At 43.2% G+C, this 20,726-nt stretch carries 15 protein-coding genes; 11 read left to right on the forward strand and 4 right to left on the reverse strand.

The features are described from left to right. Positions 1-405: 405 nt before the first annotated feature. A complete protein-coding gene (locus AC04Q1_RS26200; protein ID WP_478367477.1) occupies positions 406-576 on the reverse strand; it encodes a hypothetical protein in 171 nt (56 codons plus the stop codon). Positions 577-693: 117 nt separating this feature from the next. On the opposite strand from AC04Q1_RS26200, the gene AC04Q1_RS26205 reads away from it, so the two are divergent. From AC04Q1_RS26205 to AC04Q1_RS26215, 3 genes are all read left to right on the forward strand, one after another. Continuing rightward, positions 694-876: a hypothetical protein gene (locus AC04Q1_RS26205; RefSeq protein ID WP_478367478.1), complete on the forward strand. Its 183-nt coding sequence runs from the start codon at positions 694-696 to the stop codon at positions 874-876. An 81-nt stretch (positions 877-957) separates the two neighbouring features. Further along, entirely contained in the window at positions 958-1,893 is a 936-nt protein-coding gene (locus tag AC04Q1_RS26210) for a retropepsin-like aspartic protease (protein WP_478367479.1), read from the forward strand. Between the two features lie 615 nt (positions 1,894-2,508). Continuing rightward, positions 2,509-2,850: a nuclear transport factor 2 family protein gene (locus AC04Q1_RS26215; RefSeq protein ID WP_478367480.1), complete on the forward strand. Its 342-nt coding sequence runs from the start codon at positions 2,509-2,511 to the stop codon at positions 2,848-2,850. Positions 2,851-3,118: 268 nt separating this feature from the next. On the opposite strand, the gene AC04Q1_RS26220 is transcribed toward AC04Q1_RS26215, so the two are convergent. From AC04Q1_RS26220 to AC04Q1_RS26230, 3 genes are read right to left on the reverse strand one after another with little or no spacing between them, the layout of a single operon-like run. Next, positions 3,119-3,580 carry a MarR family winged helix-turn-helix transcriptional regulator gene (locus AC04Q1_RS26220; RefSeq protein ID WP_478367481.1) on the reverse strand — a complete coding sequence of 154 codons (462 nt, stop codon included), beginning with the start codon at positions 3,578-3,580 and terminating at the stop codon, positions 3,119-3,121. Beyond that, entirely contained in the window at positions 3,573-4,013 is a 441-nt protein-coding gene (locus AC04Q1_RS26225) for an EVE domain-containing protein (protein ID WP_478367482.1), read from the reverse strand. The genes AC04Q1_RS26220 and AC04Q1_RS26225 overlap by 8 nt, the downstream gene beginning before the upstream one ends. A 1-nt stretch (position 4,014) precedes the next feature. Continuing rightward, the gene (locus tag AC04Q1_RS26230) at positions 4,015-4,380 is read right to left on the reverse strand and encodes a VOC family protein (protein ID WP_478367483.1); all 366 of its coding nucleotides are present in this window, start codon (positions 4,378-4,380) and stop codon (positions 4,015-4,017) included. Between the two features lie 291 nt (positions 4,381-4,671). Here AC04Q1_RS26230 and AC04Q1_RS26235 point away from each other — a divergent pair, with 291 nt between their 5' ends. The 8 genes from AC04Q1_RS26235 to AC04Q1_RS26270 all read left to right on the forward strand — a co-directional run bounded on the left by AC04Q1_RS26235 (position 4,672) and on the right by AC04Q1_RS26270 (position 20,570). Continuing rightward, the gene (locus tag AC04Q1_RS26235; protein ID WP_478367484.1) at positions 4,672-5,250 is read left to right on the forward strand and encodes an RNA polymerase sigma factor; all 579 of its coding nucleotides are present in this window, start codon (positions 4,672-4,674) and stop codon (positions 5,248-5,250) included. A 76-nt stretch (positions 5,251-5,326) separates the two neighbouring features. Next, complete coding sequence (locus AC04Q1_RS26240; protein WP_478367485.1) at positions 5,327-6,493, forward strand: FecR family protein; 1,167 nt, start codon at positions 5,327-5,329, stop codon at positions 6,491-6,493. Positions 6,494-6,690: 197 nt separating this feature from the next. Next, positions 6,691-9,876 carry a TonB-dependent receptor gene (locus AC04Q1_RS26245; RefSeq protein WP_478367486.1) on the forward strand — a complete coding sequence of 1,062 codons (3,186 nt, stop codon included), beginning with the start codon at positions 6,691-6,693 and terminating at the stop codon, positions 9,874-9,876. A 5-nt stretch (positions 9,877-9,881) separates the two neighbouring features. Then, a complete protein-coding gene (locus tag AC04Q1_RS26250; RefSeq protein WP_478367487.1) occupies positions 9,882-11,573 on the forward strand; it encodes a RagB/SusD family nutrient uptake outer membrane protein in 1,692 nt (563 codons plus the stop codon). Positions 11,574-11,817: 244 nt separating this feature from the next. Further along, complete coding sequence (locus AC04Q1_RS26255; RefSeq protein ID WP_478367488.1) at positions 11,818-12,705, forward strand: AraC family transcriptional regulator; 888 nt, start codon at positions 11,818-11,820, stop codon at positions 12,703-12,705. 341 nt (positions 12,706-13,046) lie between these two features. Continuing rightward, positions 13,047-16,259: a SusC/RagA family TonB-linked outer membrane protein gene (locus tag AC04Q1_RS26260; protein ID WP_478367489.1), complete on the forward strand. Its 3,213-nt coding sequence runs from the start codon at positions 13,047-13,049 to the stop codon at positions 16,257-16,259. Between the two features lie 15 nt (positions 16,260-16,274). Continuing rightward, positions 16,275-17,792 (forward strand): RagB/SusD family nutrient uptake outer membrane protein, encoded by a 1,518-nt coding sequence (locus AC04Q1_RS26265; RefSeq protein WP_478367490.1) that lies wholly within the window; start codon positions 16,275-16,277, stop codon positions 17,790-17,792. 105 nt (positions 17,793-17,897) lie between these two features. Next, positions 17,898-20,570, forward strand: a complete 2,673-nt coding sequence (locus AC04Q1_RS26270; RefSeq protein WP_478367491.1) for an alpha-L-rhamnosidase — start codon at positions 17,898-17,900, stop codon at positions 20,568-20,570. Positions 20,571-20,726 lie beyond the last annotated feature (156 nt).

A 20,726-nucleotide genomic window follows, 5' to 3' on the forward strand; every position in this document is an offset into this window, starting at 1 on the left:
CACGGATATAGTCAGGCCCAACAGAAGCTTCAAAAGAATGAAGGTTTACAAGGAAAAAAGAAAACCTTTAATGTACAGAGGGATATAGCTTAACTTAACGACATTGGCTGCGCGGTAGCACCAGGATTTGAGTTCGGGGAATTTGAACTTGCTAAAAAAGATGAATTAAGGTCAGAATTTCCGATGCATAGTGAAATAATCGACCGGCTGTGCCGGTTATAACCATTTATCAGGCAGGCCTATTGATTTTCATTCCTTTGTGCAAAGCGCAATACGACCGCGAGACCTTCCTTATAAATCGCAATTTGATAATAATTCCGCTGCCGGAATGACTCTTTTTTAAGAAATTCAAAATTGGTCCCCCTTGGGACATCTTAAAAATAATGATACGCTAAGTGTGAGCACTTAGGAAAGGCAATTCTGGTTTTTACGGTTCCCGGAAATTATCCAGATGCAGGCCACCCAGCTAACAAGGGCTGTAGAAATCCCCAACTCAGGATCAGCAAGGGTAAAGGATGAAAATATGGCGATGATCGAGATAGCGGTAGCAAACAGAAATGGAAGAAAATTTTTCATGGCAGTTAAAGCAATTTGTATATCCTGTTTCAAAAATCAATCCAAGTACAGGTCTTACAGTGGGAGCTTAATCAATATTTCATTTGTCTGACATTTCTACTAAAAAAGTCAGGTTGTTTGCTGTTTGTCTTCCTGGTTTTAAGAGATGAGCTGCCTTTCGGTCCGGAAGGGGTGCTCAATATTATGGACAAGGCCTGTAACGTTTTGTCTTTTAGTGGCGTTTCTACCAAAGGAATTCTTTCAGGTTTTATTAAAGAAGATCATCGTGCTCGGCCACGATCAGACGTTCAGGTGAAATAGGAAGCAGCATATGCACTACTTTGATGTAAATATTATGGTAAAAAAAATATAAGAAATTTATGGTGGGTACTCTTCCTTTATATGGTGTTTCCAAAGGTTTGTCTTGCCCAGCAACATACAGTCTATGATAAGTTGCAGGCATTTTTGAAGGAAAAGGATTATTTTCGCGCCCGGGATTTTTACACAGCCTCACAGGGTATGATGTCGCTACGTGAGAAGCTGGTGATCGAATCTTATCTTGCGCATGCTTTCAACCAGCCCGCAGCGTCTAATAAGGCTATAACTACTTTTCTGGACCGCTTTGGGAAGCACACAGGTGATTCACTGAAACTAGCACTGCTGCGGCTAAAGCTATTAAACCATGTGAGACTTTTTGAGTATGCAAATGCCTTTAAGGTGAATGGTGAGATATTCGCCGATTATGGCAAGCTGCTCGCTGCAGAGGACAGTGCAGACTACCAAAACATGGCAGTCATTTGGAAAGCATTGGCTGGCAGCCCAAAGCAGCTTATTCACGTTAAGGCAAATACGGCGATCAAGATGAGGTGGGACAAGGCCAAACTAGCCAATCTGGAGGTAAAAGCCAACGGATCAGTTTCAGACTTTATCTTTGATACTGGCGCCAATTTTTCTACAGTAAGCGAGACGACAGCCCGGGTGCTGGGGATGAAATCGCTTGAAGGCTCACTTGAGGTAGATGCCATAACCGGCGCTAAGGTAAATTCCAGACTTGCCCTGTGCCCTGAGTTTTATATTGGTAATATCACCGTTAGAAATGTGGTATTTCTGGTCTTTCCCGACAGCGCATTGGCCTTTCCACAGATAAAATACCAGATCAATGGCATTATCGGCTTTCCTGTTATTGAAGGACTCAAAGAAATCCAGCTTACGCGGGATGATGAGTTCATTGTGCCAAAAGTGAGATCGAAGGGGGACCTGCAGAACATGGCCCTTGACTTCCTAACGCCCATAATTGATCTTGAAGGAGAATATTTTACTTTTGATAAGGGTGCTTAAGGAACGATGCTGTATAGTAAGTACTTACGAAAACATTTCAATGATGTTGTGGGCAAATATGCTCAGACCTAACTTCAGTTTGGCGGTGCCGGTGGGGTGCTCAGGAAAAAGGGATATAAGGTTACCTATAGGCCATTGATAAACGGCCGTAGACTCCAAATTAATGATGTGCACCTTTTTAGTGAAAGCCTTATGGAGGAGAAAGACTGTTTTTATGGCAATATCGGTCAGGATGTGATCAAGCAATTTGGCAGGTTGACGATCAACTTTTCCTCAATGTTCATCAGTCTGGAATAGCGTTTAACAATTTTACTCAAAGATTATTCAAATCCATCTTTTTTAGTTTTCAATGAATTTGACGGTAAATCCCTGGGCGAAACGCTTTTAATAAAATTTCCGGCCGATAGCATATTGTCAGTTTCTATGATTTCGTTATTTTCACTTCAACTTAATCTTATTCCGGTGTTTCAGCCAAACTCAAGTAGCGCGTCAATCACATGAGGGGTTTCATCAGTACATTGTGGCAGGATTGCGTCCGGGAAATCCCATCTTCCGTACGCGAATAAAAAAACAAGTATGCAGGTGGAATGTTTATTGAGATAAAAATAATAAAGTATGATTTCAAATAACAAAGCAATCTTGCAACAGGCAAATGCAGCTATTGTTGCGGGCAATCATGAAATGTTTTTATCGTTTTGTGCAGATGATTCGGTATGGACCTTTATTGGCGATAAAGTGCTAAAGGGTAAAGAAGCCATCCGGCGATATATGACAACCGCCTACCTGGAGCCGCCTAAGTTCAGGGTTGAAAACCTCGTGGCCGAAGGCGAATTGCTTATCGCCACTGGCAAAATCAGCCTGAAGGAGGAGAATGGCGAATGGATCGATTATGAGTACTGCGACATCTGGCGATTCCGTGAAGGCAAGATGTGCGAATTAAAAGCCTTTGTGATCTAGACCTGATCAGGATTTTTAATATAATGGCCTGTCGCAGCTTTTGCAATCGTTAGTAATTTCTTTTAATCAAAGCCTGTAATATTTGTTGGCGTATTGCCATTCTGGTTTCTTTAAGAGAAAATATTGAGTCAGTAAGGCTTTCCGGGAGCTTAAAACTGCTTAAAATCGGCCGATTGGCCGTTTTGGAGCGAAAAAAGTAACCACTTTTGGATAATCTCCAATTTAAAAGCAGTTCTTAAAAAAAATGCTTTTTTTGTTTATCATCATCTTAGTCATTTTTGTTCATTTCGATCAGAGAGGCCATGTTGGAATTGAATATAGGGAGGTCTGTATTCAGCGCAGAGAAGAATTCTATATCTGCCATCTCCACAGCGATAATGGCCTTTTGAAGTATGATTTCGCCATGTTCGGTCAGGCTGATGGTTTTTGCCCTGGTATCGGTTTTATGCTCCCGTCTGGTAATGAATTTTTTTTCCTCCAGCGTACGCAATACTTTAGAAACCATCATCCGGTCGGCATTGCCCTGGTTGGCGATATCAATTTGAGTTACATTGTCACTTTCTCTGGAGAGCCATGCCAGGGCACAGAGCAGTGCAAATTGGGTATGGGTGAGGTCTAAGGGATCAAGCACCCGTTTCAGTTTCCGGTGCCATAACATAGTCAGCTGCCCGAGCAGATAACCCGGGCTATCCTGCGGACGCTTAAAATGGAATTCTATTTTTTTAGGCATAGTGGTGGATAAGCATGTGCGAGGAGATCAGTTCAAAATCGTGGTGTTGGATCTCGAAAAAACCAAAGCGAAATGGATAACCCCAGCTTTTTTTGTTTTGGATGAAATCCAGTTCTGCAATCAAAGGTAAGATAGAAATATCTTTGCTTGGTAAAAAATCTATATTTCTTCTTGAAGGGCAGAAATCTTCAGTAACCTGGAACTGATAGGTATGCGCATCGGTAACCTTGCCAATAGCGGTAAATTGCTGGCAAGCCTGGGGTTGCCCCATTGTTTGTTTTCCGGAATAATAGATGATAAAATCACCCTGGTGCATTCTTTTTAAGGGCGCGGCTTTTCCATGGCAAGCCTGGGCAAATCCCTCCGCTATACCATTTTTAACATGGTCTTTGGAGGCTACGATAATCCAGTATCTTGGTTTTTGATTTTCCATGTTAGGACTGGTTTGGTTGTAAAAAAGTAATATTGTATCCATCCGGATCTTTTACGATCAATGTTTTACCGAATGGGGTGGTGTTGATGGCGCCCATAGGTTTAACTTCTACCAAAGCCAGCTGTTTCACTAAGTCCTCCATATTTCCATCAATAGCAAACCATAATGATACGCCGACGCCAAGCTCTTTTCCTTCCAGGTTTACCATCGGTTTTCGGATGGCAAAGCTGGCCTCACCTTTATTGTAGCTAAAAATACAGGCGTCGGGTGTAGTAACCGAAATGTCAAATCCCAGTTTATTGGTGTAAAATTCCTTCGAAGTGTCTAAATCCCTAACCTGAAGGGAAGCAAAATCTAATTTTCTCATGTTATTGATTATTGTTGTTGCAAATATAGTATATTCGACAACAATAACCAAATATTTTTATTATTTATTGTTTTCTCATCTGGATAAGCTTGATTTAATCTCGCATAGACCGAAAATATTTAAAATATAAATCGGCTGTGATAGCCAGGTTGTTTGTGTTTTAATCAACATATTATGATGTTGGCATCCTGTACTGTCCTGTATCAAGAGGCTGACCAATAGCTTGTTGAAATTTGCAAATTCACTTTAATAGTTTTAATATTACAGGGATTATCCCTAATACAAACCAAATTGCACAAAACAATTTCAGCTGCTGACCTTGCATCTTTGAGATCGGGCGATCTTTCTGTTTTCAACAGTGTGTACAAGCTGTATGGCCGGAAAATTTATGCACTAGCGTTCCGTTTTCTGAAAAGTCAGCAGCAAAGTGAAGAAATTGTACAGGAAACCTTTATCAATCTATGGGTTAACAGGGGAAAGTTAGATGGACAGGGCAATATTTATCTTTATCTATATGTTATTGCCAAGCGCTTATGCTTAAACGAGCTGAGAAAAATTAACCAATCTGCCGAACTTTTTTCAGGATTGATTAGCAGGATTTCTGAATTACACAATGCTACAGAAGAAGAAATTCTGGCCAACGATATGGAGCAGTTTGTAGGTACACTATTGAAAAAACTGCCCAGCCAGCAGCAATTGATTTTCAAAATGAGCCGGGACGAAGGGCTTTCGCACCGGGAGATCGCCGAAAAACTCCAGATATCACCCAATACCGTTAAAAACCACATGGTTGAAGCGCTTAAAACCCTAAAATCGAAGCTAAACTACAGCCATCTCTTTTTTCTAGTCCCTTATTTTTTCCTGGATTAAAAAATAAATTCATTCCAACTAGTCCTATGCACGCGTATGTGTGTTCTATATTAAGAACGCACCTAATTTTCTGCAAGTGGACAAAACCAGACTTACTATTTTACTTCACGCCTATTTTTCAGATACGATAAGTCCAGAGGAGACAAAAGAATTATTGGACTATATTTCCGTAGCAGATCAGCAAGAACTCTCAGCAGCAATCCAAGAGGTCTTATCCCCTGAAAGTTTAAAGGATGATTGGGATCATGAACGGATGCTGCCTGTTTATTCAAAAATACTTGAAGACAAACGCTTCATAGCGGCCGCTCCAAAAAAACAGCTTATCATGAAGCGGTATCTGGCAATTGCGGCATCTCTTTTCGTCGTGCTCTCTGTAAGTTTCTCTCTTTATTATTTTTTTGGCAGAAATCCATCGGAAAGTCAAAATCAAATCGCAAAAGGACCACTTACGCCAGGTTATGACCATGCGGTGCTGTCGTTAGGGAAAGAAGCGCTTATCCAACTGGATTCCGCAACCACCATAAATACCACTTTTGCTGGTGCAAGGATCATACAGCATAAAAACCGGCTTGATTACACCCGGATAAATACGGTAAATGAAGCCGCTGAGACCAACACTTTAACAACCCCACGTGGCGGGCAGTTTTCGCTGGTGCTGGGTGATGGTACCAAAGTATGGCTGAATGCAGCCTCTAGATTACGTTATCCCACGGTATTTACAGGTCATGAGCGCCTGGTCGAACTAACCGGGGAAGCCTATTTTGAAGTAGCGAAAGACGGCAGGCATCCATTTAAGGTGAGTGCCGGGGGTACTGTTGTACAGGTACTGGGCACGCATTTTAATGTTAATGCTTATCAGGATCAACAAGAGATGCGAACTACTTTACTCGAAGGCGCTGTACGCCTCAGCAACAAGGATGAAAATGCAGTGCTAAAACCTGGTGAAGAGGCAATATTGGCCAGATCAGGGGGGCTTATTGCTATCCGTACCGCAGACCTCAAACAGGCCATCGCCTGGAAAAGTGGTTTGATCAGCTTTAAGGATGAAGACATTGCCGCGATTATGAAAAAAATTTCGAGGTGGTATGATGCTGATGTTGTATTTACAAAATCGCCGGCTAAACAGCTTTTCGGTGGCACCCTTAACCGTAACAGGCCACTTGCGGAGTTGCTTAAAAATCTGGAAGTATTATGTGATCTAAAATTTAAGATTGAAGGAAGGAGGATTATTGTAATGGAATAACACTACGCTAAACCTTTACAGTTATCCAAAAAAAGCCGGAAGTTTCTCACCACTTCCGGCACCGGTTTAAACCACCGTTCAGGATAATTACAATTAATCGGAAATCAACAATAACTAAACCCAAACAAATGTATAGAAATTTAACCAGATTCTTAGGGGAGCCCTATGCCCGGCCCTTAAGTTCAATCTTGCTCAGAATGAAACTGACATTCTTTATTTGCTTAGCTACCCTCATGCAGGTAAGCGCATCGATACACGCACAGAAAGTAACCCTGAAGGTCAATAACCTGGCTATAGAGTCAGTTTTTGCCCAGCTGCATGACCAGACAGGCTACGATATCCTTTACCGTTCTGCCGACCTAAAAAAAATAGCACCCATAAACCTTAACGTTAAGGATATGCCCTTAAAGCAGGTGATAGAAAAATGTCTGGCAGGACAGCCCCTGAGTTATACGATATCTTCTAATGCTGTTATTATCAAAAGTATTCCCCTGGTAAAGAGCAGTGCGGATAGCCTGTTTAAAATTAAAGGGCGCGTGTATGACAATGGAGAACCACCAAGCCCTATACCTGGGGTTATTGTTAAGGTCAAAGACAGAGCGGTTTCGGCAACAACCGATCCGAATGGTAATTTTGAAATATCTGTGAATCAGGGTGATATATTGCTTTTTAGCTACGTGGGCTTTAAAAGCCAGGAATATACCATTCGTAACTTAAAGGAAAACCTAACCATTTCGCTGGTGGCAGACATTAATGCCCTCGATGAGGTAGTGGTAACCGGATATACCGAACGCAAGCTTAAACATCTGGCCAACTCCATGGGCCTGGTTGACATCAAAGCAACCATTCAGGATAAACCCATTACGCAGCTTTCGCAAGCATTACAAGGCGGAGTAACCGGTCTTACCGTGCAACAGGCCTCGGGTCTTCCGGGTGGTGATGCTGCAAAAATCCTGATCAGGGGTATTTCTACCCTTGGTGTGTCAGATCCCCTGATCCTGGTAGATGGTGTACCTTATCCTTTGGATGATATTGATCCAACCACTGTTGAAAGCATTAGTGTATTAAAAGATGCGGCGGCAGCGTCTATTTATGGATCCAGAGCGGCAAATGGGGTAATCGTAGTAACGACCAGAAGAGGTAAGGTAGGGAAGGTGAGTATTGTTTACGATGGATATTTCGGTATACAGAAACCAACCTATATCCCTGATTTTGTGGAAGCACCGCAGTATATGGAGATGGTCAATCTTGCCCAGCGCAACAATGGCGGTACACCTACCTATACCCAAAGTCAGATCGATATTACCAGAGCGGGAACAGATCCGCTGGTTTATCCAAATACCAACTGGTCTGCACTGATTTTAAAAGATCAGGCCAATTCGCAGAACCATACCATCGGTATTTCGGGTGGGAATAACCTGGCAAGGTTTGCCGTAACCGGAAGTTACCTCAAGCAGGACGGTATTATATCCAATACCAGTTTTAACCGGTATAACCTAAGGGCAAATACCAGTGTAACTTTAAGTGATAAACTGTCGATGTACCTGGATCTGGCCCTGGTGAGAAAAGAAAGCGAAAGACCCGTACAACGGATCGGTAACCTTGCCGCAGGTGCGGGTGGCCCCGGGTATATTCTGTACGAAACGTATCGGATTCCACCAAATATTGTAGCTAAATACCCGGATAGGGCAGATGGTTATCAGGCCTATGGCGTGTACGGCGAAATGTTAAACCCGCTCGCCGAGCTGGAAAGAGGCGGTTATACGCTAAGTAAGGACGACGACATCAATATCAACTTCCAGCCCCAATGGGATATTATCCCAGGTTTAAAGCTTCGTGGACAATACCTTTTCAGGACATTTAGCACCGGTTCGGTAACCAACCGCGATGCCTATAATTTTCTTGATTATTTTACCAATGCACTCCGTTATCAGTTTGGGGCGATTAAAACGACCGGGCTGGCTAAAAAGAACTATCAGTACATGTCGGCTACATTGGATTATAACAAAACCTTTGCGAAACACACCATTTATGGTTTAGCTGGTTTATCAAGGGAAATGGATAATCCCAGTACCAGTAATCAGTTTGCAGAAGCAAACCTGGCCTCTTTTTTCCTAAAGCTGAATTATATTTATAACGATAAATATCTTTTTGAAAGTACCATCCGTACTGATGGTTCATCTAAATTTGGTCCTGGGAAGAAATGGGGTGTATTTCCTTCAGCAGCGGTAGGCTGGAATATCAATAAAGAAGGTTTCTTAAAAAACGTTAAAACCATTAGCAACCTAAAGCTAAGAGCCTCTTATGGTCTGTTGGGCAATAACCAAAACGTAGGGCTTTATCAGTACCAGACCACCATTAATGCCGGGACCGGCAGGGAAGCCGTAATCGGAAATCCCGACATTACCTGGGAAACGGTAAAAATGCTTGATATTGGTCTTGATGCTTCATTTTTGGAGAATAGGATCGGTTTGACGGTTGATTATTTTGATAAAAAAACCGAAGACATCCTGCTTACCCCGCCGCTTTCCTTATCCTCAGGTCTGGGCAGTTCAATCCCGGTAAATGCAGGTTCGGTAAGCAATAAGGGCTGGGAAGTTGCGGTAAACTATAATTATGAAATTGGTAAGCAGCTTAAAGGCAGTGTGAGCGCTGGTTATTCTTACTATGAGAACAAAATACTCAGCTTAACCAAAGGCCCTTACGTTAACGGATCGCAGATACAGAAAGAAGGATTTCCGCTGAACAGTTATTATGGGTATATGAGCAATGGCCTTCTTCAACAGGCTGATATCGCTGCCGGAGTACCCATTATTGCCGGACAGGTTGCAGGTGATATCCGTTATCTGGATTTAAATGGTGATAAACAGATCACCAGTGCCGACCGTACGGTTATCGGCAATCCAAATCCAAAAGGCAACTATTTTCTGAACATGAGATTAGACTTAAAACGTTTTGATCTGCAGGCACAGCTCAACGGCTTTACCAAAACCGACGCCTATTATACCGGACGTTACAATGCCCCGTTGAACTTTACTGATGGTGGCGGTACACCGATGACCTGGCAAACCGATACCTGGACACCTGAAAATACCGGAGCCAGTCTTCCAAGGTTAACCCCTTCGCCTGGCAACAATGCCCTTGCTTCCGATTATTGGCAAACCAATGCCGCATTTGCAAGGGTACGTTTTATTCAGCTTGGATATACCTTTAACGAAAAGCTGATTAAAAAAGCAAGGCTTTCGCAGGTGCGCCTGTATTTCAATGCCCAGAACCCTTTCACTTTTACGGATATGAAATATTTAGATCCTGAAACCAGAGGGGCGGATACCACCTACCCGATGATGCGATTTTATACTTTCGGAATCAATGTTAAAATTTAAAGGTCATGGCAAGTAAAAAACAACAGATCAACGTAAAAACCGGCCATCCCGGATGGCCGATCAATTATGGAAATTCTCTTATGAAAAAGATATATGTATTAGCGGCAGCATACCTGCTGTTCTTTCCTTCCTGTACGAAGGAGTTTTTGACCAAAGATAACCCGACTTCTACTACCGATGAGCAGTTCTGGAAAACAGAGGCCCAATTGCTTACCGTAGTGAATGATCTTGCCGGAGGACTTCCGGGAGGGGTATTTAATTTTAACGGAAATACCCGGATCTCTTTCACCGGGCTTACCGATGATGCAGTGTGGACCGCGAATTTTCTTCCCGAAATCAATACCATTGCATTGGGCAATGCCACACCGATCCTGCCTCCATCTGCCTTTATGGCCGTTTTACCTTTTTGGAGAGACGACTACAGCAGGATCAGGCTGGCCAACCGTTTTCTGGAGAATGCATCGAGTGCTTATGTTGATCCGGCAGATCTTAAAAGGTATATGCTCGAGGTAAGGGCTTATCGCGCTTTCTTTCATCTGGAACTGTTTTTATATTATGGTGCGATACCCATTGTAACCAAATCCATCACACCTAACGAATCAGACCTTAAACGCAATACCAAAGAAGAAGTGATCCAGTTTATTACTTCCGAACTTAGCGAATGTGCTGCAGGCCTGCCATTAGATTATTCTGCCCAGGGTGGGGATATTTTTAACCGTATAACCAAAGGGGCTGCCCTGACAATGAAAACTGTAGCCTTTCTTAACGCCGGCATGTATCCACAAGCGGCATCGGCAGCAAAAGAGGTGATCGATCTGCGTTATTATGAGCTTTACAAAGCTGCTGACCCAAAGAATAGCTATCTCAACCTTTTTATGTATTCGGGAGAAACCAATAAAGAAAGGATTATCTCGATACAGAACGGGAACCACAAAGATGCTTTTCTTAGGCTTGCTCCGCCAAATGCAGGTGGAACATCGACCGTAAACCCTACTGCTGCTATGGTAAACACCTATGAAACCAGGCAGGGTAAAACTTTGGCTGAATTGGGTACCGACAGTTTGGAGATCTACAAAAGAAACCCCAATTATAACGATAACCGTGATCCGAGGTTTAAAGCCAGTATCATTTATCCGGGCGCTACCTTTTATACACTTGTTGATCCATTTGCGCCACTGCCAAATGTTTGTGCAATTGGTGCGAACAACTCCTCTCGTACAGGTTTTTGGGTAAGGAAATATGCCGATCTGGCCGACCGTACCCGTCCGGAAAACGGATCGTTGGATTTCATGATCTACCGTTATGCGGATGTACTTTTAATGTATGTTGAAGCTTTGGTAGAAAGCGGTCAATGGAGCAATACTGACGTAGTAACCTATCTAAACCAGATCCGCGAGAGGGCCGGCATGCCGAACGTTAATACCACCGTATACAATACAGAAGCAAAAATGCGCGAACTCTACCGTAGAGAACGCCGTGTTGAACTGGCATTTGAAGGGAGCCGCTTATTCGATATGAGAAGATGGCGTATTGCCGATCAGGTGATGAATGGTGTTGTGTATGGCGCAACCAATCCTGCAACCGGTGTTACGGTAATTGCCGAAACCAGGAAGTTTACCAACAAAGACTGGTTGTGGCCCATCCCGGGAGAAGAGATGGCCGGAAACCTGAATATGGTGCAAAACCCAGGCTATTAAAATTTAACGAGGGTATATCATAAATAGAATTGTCATCCTGGGCTTTCCGATTAATCGGGATGAGTAGTCGAAGTACCTGTTTAAATGTCTTGCAAGGCGTTTAAACAGGTTCAGCGTGACAAACGGATTCAATGATAAAAATGATACATTCTCTTTAATCAAAAACTTCACAGCTATTATTTACTGTTGATTTTGACGGATCTTAACGCGCTCAGCATTTGAAACATTAAAGATAATCTGTAAGATGACTAATTATTATAATTATCTTCCTTTAGTAAAAGACGATGAAAACTGGGGGCTTTATGTGCTTAATGCCGGCTACATGCAAATTGGTGCTGATTGTGGCTATCCCCTTAATGGACACCCCGAAAATTATGATTTTAACTGGCAAAATGGACGGGTTTTAAGCGAATATCAGCTGATTTATGTAACTGAAGGCGAAGGCATTTTTGAGTCGGAGAGTTTTGGTAGTTCTTTGGTAAGATCCGGAACAGTAATATTACTCTTTCCGGGCGAAAGGCATAGGTACAAACCCTCATTACAAACAGGCTGGAACGAATATTGGATAGGTTTTAGAGGTTCGATCATGGATGATCTGGTAAAGCGAAATATCTTTAGTCCGGGGCAACCATGTATTGAATTGGGCTTTAATGAACAGGCCTTTGGTCTTTTTAACTCCATCATCGAAAAAACCCGGCAACAGCATATTAATTACCAGCCACAGATATCTGGTGCAACCATGCACTTGTTAGGCTGTATCCATGCGCTTCAAAAAGAACCTATGGTGCAATTAGAAGAGAAGCAGTTGCTGGTGGATAAGGCCAAATTATTGTTCCGCTCCAGACTGATGTCTGCATTTTCTCCGGAACAGGCCGCTAAAGAACTGGCCATAGGCTATTCTTATTTCCGTAAACTCTTCAAGTCCTATACAGGAGTTTCACCAGGTCAGTTCTATATCCAGCTGAAAATAGAAAAAGCAAAAGAAATGCTCAACGACCGTAATATCCCAATAAAGGAGATTGCCTATGGACTGCATTTCGACTCCTATTTTTATTTTTCTAAGCTTTTTAAAGATAAAACAGGTTCGAGCCCCACCGTTTTTAGGGCACATGCCAGCGGTAATAGCTTATAGTTGAAAATCATAAAATACAAAGGGAATATCAAATAGTATAAAGGGCATGTTTTGTATATGCCCTATTTTTGGTTAAACGTTTTAGTTAGTGTGTCCGCAGGCTATCTAAAAAAAATCTAACCAATTGTATGTTTAAAACCTATCCCTTACTGACATTTCTCGTCTGTCTCGTTTTTCCTGGGAAAATCAAAAAGAAATACCCTGTTGCTGGAAATAACAATAATCTTTTTCAGCATTATTTATCTTCTGTCGGATCCTATAGCGCTCCTCATTACGCGTAGAGAACGGTTCATCATCAAGAATAGCTTAATCAAATTCATATATACCCAAACCAACAAATCATGGAAAATTATACTTCAAAGAGAAGCAATTACCTATGCTTTCGGGCTAAAACAGGTCTGCCGGTACTCAGGGCTTCTGCCCTGATGGCAACCTGTCTGCTCAGCGCTTTCTGTACACCAGCCTTAGCGTATCCTGTTACCGAGACTAGCCCCAAGGAAGGTCTTTCGATAAAAACACATCGCTTAGATGTATCGGGAAGGATAGTAGATAGTAAAGGGCAGCCTATACCCGGCGCAACCGTAAGGGTAAAATCGGGAAAAGGAGCCACCATTACTGATGGAGATGGTAAATTTCGCCTAAACGGCGTTGCAGATACCGATATCCTGGTCATTACTTATCAGGGTTATACCACGCGTGAGATTCCGGCTTCCGGAAACTTAACAGCAATCCAGCTTATAGAATCAGAAAATAGTTTGACTGAGGTAGTGGTTGTGGGGTATGGAACCACGCAGAAAAAAGACCTCACGGGTTCTGTATCTACACTTTCATCAGCCCAGGTAAAAGATCTTCCGGTAAGTTCGATCGACCAAAAATTGGTTGGACAGATTGCAGGTGTACAGATCAGTGCACCTACTGGAGCACCTGGAGGTGGTGTAAATATCAAGATCAGGGGAACAGGATCTATTACGGCCGGGAATAATCCTTTGTTTGTGGTAGATGGTTTTGCGATTTCCAATTCAGGTGGACAGGCTTATAACCCGTTGAATGTAATCAGTCCTGATGATATCGAATCGGTAACCGTGTTAAAAGACGCCTCATCCACAGCAATATATGGCTCGAGGGGATCAAATGGTGTGGTGGTAATTACCACCAAAAGAGGTAAAACCGGGCCACCGGTAATCAGTGTAAATTCTTATATAGGTGCTCAGCAAGTTCCGCAAAAAGGCCGACCGGATGTACTTAACGGTACGGAATATGCACAGTTCAGAAAAGAAATGATCATTGACGATTTTGCCTCGCGCGGTTTAACGGCAACTGATAATGATATTCCTGTGCAGTTTAGAAATCCTTCACAATATGGAGAAGGAACTAACTGGTACGATGCGGTGCTTAGAACCGCCATGCAGAACAATGTAGACGCAAGTATCCGTGGAGGTTCAGAAAGCACCCGTTATTCGGCTTCAATCGGGCGTTTGGAACAGGAAGGAACCATCCGTTACACCGACTACAAACGTTACTCCGTTAACTTTAACATCGAATCGGATGTGAGTAAAAAAATAAAACTGGGATTGAGCATCGCACCAAGCGGAGGCGTACAGAACCGGAACGGTTTCGAATCCGGCATCCGTGACGTATTAACGAGGACCTTATGGCTGAGTCCAATTGTACCCATAACCAATGCTGCGGGCAACAGGACTGTATTTATTACCTCACCGGGAGCCATTGGCGCCGGAAACCCCTTGAACACACTGGAGTTTGCCGGAACAAAAGCCAAATATTTTAGGGGACTGGCCACTGCTTTTGCTGAATACAGGATTGTAGATGGCTTAAAGGCAAAGTATAGTTTCAATTACGATTATACCAATAACAGTTCATTTGCTTTCAGTCCAACCTTTGTGATCGGAGAAACAGGCAATCAGAACCCAAATCTATCCATTCCTTCATCCAGTACCGCTCAGAACACCACTTCAAACTGGTTGTCGGAAATTACGCTTTCTTATGATAAGACCTTAGGTAAAGATCATAAGATTAGTGCGGTGGCGGGTTACACGGCGCAGCAGGAAAGATATGAAGGTTACTCATTTGGTGCGACCAATTATCCGGATGACCTGATCCAGACCATCAATGCTTCCACCTTATTGAACGGCGCTGCCGCTGGTATCGAAAAATGGGGCTTGATCTCTTACCTTGGACGGGTAAACTATTCTTTTAAGGATAAATACCTGTTCACCGCAACGGTACGTTCAGATGGTTCATCCCGTTTCGGCTCCAATTTTCGTTATGGTACTTTTCCATCAGTTGCGTTGGCCTGGCGTGCTGCTCAGGAAGGATTTTTCAAGGATCTGAGCTGGTTAAGCGATCTTAAGGTAAGAGCAAGTTATGGCCGTACCGGTAATTTTAATATTCCAAATTACCAATATGCAGCAAATATCGGTTCTTCTAATTATTCGTTCGGCGGAGGTTTAGCCAGTGGCCGGGTATCCGGTTCTATCGCAAACGAAAACCTGACCTGGGAAACGGCCGACGAACTGGATCTTGGATTAGACTTGGCCGTATTTAACAGCAGGTTAAACCTGACATTCGATTTTTATAACCGCATTACCAGCGATCTGTTATTAAATGCTGAGCTGCCTTCTGCTTCAGGTTTTTCTAACGCGACCATCAACCTGGGTAAAGTAAGAAACAGGGGATTTGAAATCGGGATTACCTCGAAAAACCTGACCGGCGAATTTACCTGGAACACCAATGCCAATATCAGCATCAACCGAAATATGGTACTCGAACTTAATCCCGGAAACAATAATGCACCGATTTATAGCGGCAGAAGTGGCGGAGGTTATTCAACGCATAAAACAGAAGTTGGAAAACCGATCGGGCAGTTTTTTGGTTTCCAGTTTGATGGCATTTATCAAAATGCCGCAGAGCTGGCCAGTCAGCCTAAACACGGATCGTCTGTTGTAGGCTCGGTAAGGTATAAAGATATCGATGGTAATGGGATTATAGAGGAGGTTAAAGATTTTACCGTATTGGGGAATTCCCAGCCTGATTTTACCTATGGCTTAACCAATACTTTTGGATACAAAAACTTCGATCTCAATATTTTGGTTGTGGGTAGCCAGGGTGGCCAGATCATGAAAACGGGAAATGAATTCCTCACCAATACCGATGGTGTATTTAATGTAGACCGCAAGGTGCTCGACAGGTGGAGATCTCCATCAAATCCTGGAAATGGATTTGCGCCAACCACTGTTGGCGGCAGAACGCTTTACCGCGAGGTAAACTCCCAATGGATTGAGGATGCCAGTTTCCTGCGCATTCAGAACGTTTCTCTTGGTTATAATTTTAAGCAAAAATTCATTACCGATTCGAAAGTAATCAAAGCACTGCGCTTGTATGCCAGCGTACAGAACCTGGTTACTTTCACCAAGTACAGTGGTGCAAATCCCGAGGCCGGTACCAATGACGGATTTTCTGCGCTTACGCCCGGACGCGATTTTACAGCTTATCCACTGCCAAGAATTATCACCGCTGGAATTAACATGACGTTTTAATCAAGAACAAAAAACATGAAAAATCAATCATTATATATACCAATTGGCTTATTGGTTCTTGCTTCTTCCTTTTTTGGGTGCAAGAAAGACTTTTTAAACCAGTCGCCAGAAGCCAACCTCACCAATAGTAATTTCTGGAAAACTGAATCCGACCTGAAACAGGGTGTTAACGGTGCTTACAGTAGCCTGCGCGGACTAGGCACATTTAGTTTCTGGCTTTTTGGGGAAATGCGCTCAGATAATACCACCTTTCAGTACAATGCGCCACAGAGGGGGCAGGAGAACAGGGAACAGGTGGATGAATTTTTGGCCAATTCAGCCAATACATTGCTTCAGGACTTCTGGAGAGACAGCTATACCGCCATTTTCAGGTCTAACGATGTATTAGACCATGTGGACGCTATTCCAATGTCGGAAGCTGCGCGTGCGCAGGCTACCGGCGAGGTTAAATTTTTGAGGGCTTTCCATTATTTTAATCTGGTGAGGCAGTTTGGCGGTGTGCCACTCCGTTTAGAGGCAATCAAATCTCCAACCGATGCTCCATCAAAGGGCAGAGCGACAGTTGATGCTGTTTATGCCCAGATTATTGCCGATCTTAATGATGCGGCCAGCAAATTGCCAGAAGCAGCCAGCTATGCGGCAGCAGATAAAGGCCGGGTAACAAAAGGCTCCGCCAACGCACTTTTAGGAGAAGTATACATGACCCAGAAAAAATTTGGTGAAGCACTTACCGCACTTAGAAAAGTAACTGGTTATAGCCTGATGCCAACCTATGCAGGTATCTTTCAGGTGGCCAACAAAAATAATCAGGAATCCATTTTTGAAATTCAGTATTATGCTACCGTGGGTACAAACCTTTCGAGCAACTTTATGTATCAGTTTGCGCCGTTTAACTCTGGTACCATTGTTACGCAAGACCCGGGAACGAACCTCAGTTTTACCAGTGGCTGGAATACCCCAACGAGCGATCTGATTGCTTCTTACGAAGCTGGCGACGTACGGAAAGATGTTTCGCTCGCGGAAGGTTTCACAGGTACTTCGGGATTTGTTGCGGTACCCTATATTAAAAAATACAATCAGGGTTTTGTGCAGCCAGGGCAAACCAATGTTAATTTTCCGGTGATCCGTTATGCAGATGTCATGCTCATGATTGCCGAATGCCTAAACGAACAGGGATTTGTGGCTAACGGAGAAGCTTTTAATTTATTAAATGCCATCCGTACACGTGCGGGTATTCCGGATAAAACTTCGGGCAATGTTGTCCCTGCATTAAATGTAAGCACACAGGCGGCTTTTCGCGAAGCAATTTACCAGGAACGCAAAGTTGAACTGGCTTTCGAGAATCACAGATGGTTTGATCTGGTGCGTACAGGCAAAGCATTAGAGGTGATGAATCCACATGGTCAGCGCGAAATCGCAAAGGCTCCGGCGCAATACCCATCTGGTGCATATGTACTTACCCAAAATAAGATTCTCTTGCCAATTCCGCAAAGGGAGGTGATTTTGGATAATCTATCACAAAATCCTCAATAATTAAAATACGGTTAGTTAGTAAATGGTGAATTCCCGGGCTGCGGCCCGGGTTTTCTGTTAAAATTAATTTATTGTATCATTGACCGACCGTAAATTTGCCAAATCATGAAATCACTATACACAAAGCCCATCATGGGCATTCTTTTTTTTCTCACGCTAATTGCTGTCGCGCAATCTGGCCATGCAGCTAAATCTTATGGTTTACAGTGTGAATACATGGAGCGTCCGATTGGTTTGGATAACCCTAATCCACGATTATCGTGGATGATGCTTGATGAGCGGAAAGGTGCCTCACAACATGCGTACCGGATTACCATTGGCACAGACTCCCTGAATATGGGGCTTAAAAAGGGGATTTTCTGGGATTCGGGAAAATTGCCCGGCTCATCATCGTTGTTTACTTATAAGGGCAAGAAACTACAGCCCTTTACCAAATATTTTTGGCGGCTCGAAGTGTGGGATAAAGATGACCGGGCGCTACCAATAGTCATTTCTAGTTTTGAAACAGGATTAATGGGCATGGAAAACTGGAAAGGAACCTGGATCAGCGACCGGAACGACATCAATATTCTGCCGGCACCTTATTTCCGTAAAGAATTCCAGAGTACTAAAAAGATCAGGTCTGCAAGGGCGTACATCGCTGCGGCAGGTCTTTACGAGCTTTACTTAAATGGGGAGAAGGTAGGTAACCACCGTCTGGATCCGATGTATACCCGTTTCGACCGCCGGAACCTCTATGTAAGTTATGATGTAACCGGAAACCTGAAAGCAGGGCAAAATGCAGTTGGTGTGCTATTGGGTAACGGTTGGTACAACCACCAATCCATAGCGGTATGGAATTTTGATAAGGCCCCGTGGAGGGCCCGTCCAACATTTTGTCTTGATATCAGGATTACCTATACCGATGGCTCGGTAGAAACCGTGAGTTCTGGCAACGGCTGGAAGACCAGTTTCAGCCCAATTGTTTCCAACAGTATTTACACTGGAGAACATTACGATGCCCGCCTGGAACAAAAGGGTTGGAATACCGTCGGCTTTGATGATTCCAAATGGCGCGGGATAACTTTGAGGGCTGCACCTTCCAAAAATATTGTCTCACAGGTAATGCACCCCATCCGCAATGTGGAACAAATTGCTGCAAAAAGCATCCGCAAGTTTGATGATACGACTTATCTTTTTGATCTCGGAAGAAATATCGCCGGTGTAAGCAAAATCAAAGTTTCCGGTAAAAGAGGTACGGTGATCAGGTTGAAACATGCTGAGCGTTTGTATGCCAGCGGTCATACTGATTTATCCAATATTGATGTATACCATCGGCCAAAAGATAGTTCTGATCCCTTTCAGACTGATATTTATATTTTAAAGGGCGAGGGAGAAGAAGAATTTATGCCGCTCTTTAATTATAAGGGCTTTCAATATGTAGAGGTGATCAGCAGTAACCCGATAAAACTTGAGAAAAATAGCCTTGTGGGTTATTTTATGCATAGTGATGTTCCCGCTGTTGGTGAAATTTCGTCATCAAATCCGCTTATCGATAAGCTTTGGTGGGCCACGAACAATTCGTACCTGTCAAACTTATATGGATTTCCTACGGATTGTCCGCAAAGGGAGAAAAACGGTTGGACGGGAGATGGACATTTTGCCATCGAAACCGGGCTTTATAATTTTGACGGGATTACCGTTTATGAGAAATGGATGGGCGATCACCGCGATGAGCAGCAGCCGAACGGCGTACTGCCCGATATTATCCCTACAGGTGGCTGGGGCTATGGAACAGCCAACGGAACGGATTGGACCAGTACCATTGCCATTATTCCCTGGGAAATTTATCTTTTTTATGGCGACAGCAAGTTGCTGTCTGATAATTATCAAAGCATCAAAAGATATGTTAACTATGTTGAAGGTACAAGCAAAGATGGCTTAACAAGTTTTGGCCGTGGCGATTGGGTGCCTGTTAAATCTACCTCTGATCTGGAATATACTTCTTCGATCTATTTTTATGTAGATGCCGATATCCTGGCAAAGGCCGCTAAACTTTTTGGAAATCTAGAGGATTATTCACATTATAGCCAGCTGGCCCAAAAGATTAAAAAGGCCATTAACGATAAATATTTTGACAGTAAAAAAGGGATATATGGCAAAGGCGTACAAACTGAGTTGAGCATGGCGCTTCGCTGGGGCGTTGTTTCTGAAGCTTCAAGACAACGTGTTGCCGATAACCTTGCAGCACGGGTAAAAGCTGATGGTATGCATATTGATGTGGGGGTTTTGGGTGCAAAAACCGTTTTGGATGCACTCAGTGATAACGGTCATAGTGATATTGCTTATCAACTTGCTGCGCAGGATACCTACCCGGGCTGGGGCTGGTGGATTGTTAACGGTGCAACAACGCTTCACGAAAACTGGGATATGGGTGCGAAAAGGGACATTTCAGACAACCACATGATGTTTGGCGAAATAGGCGGCTGGTTTTTTAAAGGTTTAGGGGGAATTAGGGTGGATGAAACTAAGCCTGGCTTTAGCAACATTCTGTTAAAACCCAACTTTGTAACAGGACTTGATCATTTTTCTGCCAGTCACGACGGCCCATTCGGGAAGATTACCTCAAACTGGAAGCGCCAAAAAGATGGGGTTCATTATGCGGTGATTATACCTGCGAATTCTACCGCTACAGTCTATTTCCCTGAATCAAAAGGAGCGAAGGTTTATCAGGGGAATAAAATCATCGATAATAAAATTCAGCTGTCTGCGGGGAGTTATGCATTTGAAATCAGGTAGTCTTTTGGAGGTTGTGTCATAAATATATATGGGAAAGCAATTGCAGTAGTTTATTTTAATGCTAGTCCTGCTTTTTGCGTCAATCTTTTTTGTCCTTCACTTCGACTGCGTTCAATATAAGCTCGCGCAGGGCGACAAAAAAGGATTTTCGCGTCA

The sequence above is a fragment of the Pedobacter humicola genome, assembly GCF_056490705.1.